The organism is Falsiroseomonas sp. RANM36 (assembly GCF_056682175.1).
In genome coordinates, this window is the sequence record NZ_JBWXTD010000004.1 from 377,366 (window position 1) to 380,044 (window position 2,679).

Annotated in this window: 3 protein-coding genes; 1 reads left to right on the forward strand and 2 read right to left on the reverse strand. The window is 68.0% G+C overall.

Going from position 1 to position 2,679, the window contains the following annotated elements; genetic code table 11:
• Positions 1 to 55 precede the first annotated feature (55 nt).
• A complete protein-coding gene (locus tag AC1MIR_RS15530; protein ID WP_480029096.1) occupies positions 56 to 1,489 on the reverse strand; it encodes a hypothetical protein in 1,434 nt (477 codons plus the stop codon).
• Positions 1,490 to 1,592: 103 nt separating this feature from the next.
• Here AC1MIR_RS15530 and AC1MIR_RS15535 point away from each other — a divergent pair, with 103 nt between their 5' ends.
• Positions 1,593 to 2,150 carry a hypothetical protein gene (locus AC1MIR_RS15535; protein WP_480029097.1) on the forward strand — a complete coding sequence of 186 codons (558 nt, stop codon included), beginning with the start codon at positions 1,593 to 1,595 and terminating at the stop codon, positions 2,148 to 2,150.
• Between the two features lie 216 nt (positions 2,151 to 2,366).
• Here the strand turns inward: AC1MIR_RS15535 and AC1MIR_RS15540 are convergent.
• On the reverse strand, positions 2,367 to 2,679 hold a 313-nt coding region (locus AC1MIR_RS15540; protein WP_480029098.1), incomplete at its 5' end, for a hypothetical protein.

The window sequence follows — 2,679 nt, forward strand, 5'->3', positions numbered from 1 at the left end:
CCACCAGCATCCCAAACATGACCCCCGGCATCACCGAGAGCCAACGTGAACCCCTTCACCAGAGGGGTCCCTTTTGGACGCCGATCACCCCTCTCAGGGGGGCCTTTTTCCACGCCGATTCACACGCCGGCGAGGAGAAGCTGCCGACATCGATCCCTGCGAAGGGATTGGCGCTGCCGGTGAGTTCCGTGAAGGTCGAGGCGATGGGCCGGTTCGCCACGCCGCCGGTGACATCGGTGACCCTGAAGCTCAGGCTGCGGCTGAATGTCGGCGTGTCGCTGAGGTTCTGGTAGGTGACGTGGTCGAGCAGCGCATCCACGTCGCCCGGCGTCGCGTTGGCTTCGAAGGTCACGCGCAGGTTGTTGCCCCGGCCGCCCGCGAAGCTGGCGATCAGGCTGCTGTCGCGTAGGATCGAGCCGGAGCCGTCGCCCAGGTCGTCCACCAGATAGCTCTGGCCGTCGGCCGAGAAGACCGGCACGAAGCTGACGGCATCCTCCGCCAGCAGGCCGGTGACGAGCAGTTCGTGGGGCTTGTCGCCGGCGGTATAGCCGATGTCGGGATCGATCACCCGTGGCTGCGCGTTCACCTCATTTTCGTTGAGTTCCAGCAGGCTGGTCAGGCCGCCAAGTCTCGCCGTCTCCGCCCTGTTCGTGACGGTGATCTTCAGGGGGAGCAGTTCGAAGCCCTGGGTCTGGCTGCCGCTCGCGTCCCTGGTCTCGACGAACAGCTCATAGATGTTGTCGCCATTGGCGTCGCGCGGCGTCTCGAAGTCGGGGGCGGTGCGGAAGCGCAGGAAGCCGACGGCATCCATCTCGAAGCGCGACGCATCCGGCCCGATCAGGCTGCGCGTGCCAGCCTCGCCCGTCTCCGGATCCTTGCCGAAGATGAACCCTCCGACCTCGCGGGAGCCCTCGGGCACGGTGTAGTTTCCGAAGTTCCCTTTCGTCGGCGCAGGAGCCCATGTGACCGACGGACCGTCGTTGTAGGGCGTGACGTTGAGGATGGTGCTGAAGGAGCCCTTGTCGGTCTTCGGATCGTCGATCGATACCGTGAGCGTGTGCTGTGCTGGCGGCGTGTCGCTGGTGCTGGCCAGTTCCAATCCCCTCACCACGCGGGTCACGAAGTCGGCCTTCCCGGACTCGACGACGTCCTGCAGGATGAGGGTGGCGGTCCTGACGCCGCCACTGGCACTCATGACGGCGAGCTTGCCCACGTTGTCGATGAACATCTCGCCGGGCGCGAGGCCGCTGATGGTGATGGTGACATCGACGGTCGAGGTGCCCAACTGGCCGGCGGTCGCCGCGCTGAACTGCGCGCCGCCGTTCAGGTAGGCGCCGTACTGGACCGTGACGCCGGCGAAGGGAAGCAGCCCGCGGGGCTGACCGAAGAGGGTATCGGAGGGAGGGGTCAGAGGATCAACTGGCGCGTTGAGCTTTTCCTCGTCCGTCGTGATCGTGTTCGGGATGCCGGTGATCCGGATGGCCACCATGTGCGGGACTCCTCCCTCGTCAGCGCTTTCTGCGCTCGCAAGTCATGTTCTTGTAACGCCACCTGTTCGGCAATGGCCAAACGATCCGGTTTCGTTTTATCGGATGCCGATCGATGAGGCGATACGGCGGGAGCCGGCCGCCGAACAACTTCCGATTGCGCCAGAAGAGCGCGGTTCGCGCGTGAGGGCCGTACTGCGCGAGGCGCCCGCCTCGCCCCCGCGGATGAGGAACTCTGCGAATGTCCCGTTCTGCCGACCGCGCGTCGTCTCCCGCTTCATCGCCGAGGATCGTGGCCATCCGACCGTCACGTCGCGCGACGGCAGCGTGATCCAGCAGATCGCGCTGGGCAGCGCGGACCGGGCGGAGCCGATTCGCACGGCCAACCTCGACGCGGTCGCGCTCGGCGGTGGCGGCTGCAACATGCTCGGCGAGAACCCGTACGACGATGGCGGCCGGTCGGTCTCTCCGGCGGGCGACATGAACGGTTATGCGCACGACGAGACTCATGCGCCGCTTCTCGGCGGGGAAGACATGCTCGACGAGGCTGGGCACGCGGGCCCTGGTCGCGTTGCCGCGGGCGACGCGGGCGGGCATCGGTCGCCCGCGCGGCTTGGCGCGCTGGAACTCGGGCCGCAGGCCGCGCTGGTCCAGCAACGCTAAGTTGGCCTTGCCGCGGTGGGCGGTGTCGGCCCAGACACCGCTGCCGCCGTCACCAGCCGCAGCGAATCAGCCCTGAACGCCTCCAGTCGCGCGCATACCGCTTAGGTCGAGGACGACGGTTCGGAACGCCGCCGCTGGGGCGGATGCTGCCGGGTTCGAACCGTCTCCGGCCTCGCGATCCCTCCCTGCTGCGCCTTGCCAACGGCGCCGAGGCGACTACACGATCACGAAGTCGGTCGCGGCGAGCGTCGGCTTGTTCGACAGCGTGGCGATGGTGATGGCCGCGCCCGCGCCGGTGCCGTCGGCATCCCATTGCAGCGCGCCGGTCGCCTTGGTGTAGATGAACTGCGCCCCGCCGCCCGCCGCTGCGTTCTGCGACAGCGTCACCACCGCGAGCCCGCCGAAGCCGCCCGCCAGGAAGGCCAGCTTGTCCTCCGCCGCGCGGAAATCCACCAGCGTGTCGCCGCCCTCCGCCGGCGACAGCCACAGGAAGTGGTCGGCGCCGCCGCTGCCCGCCAGCGTGTCCGCG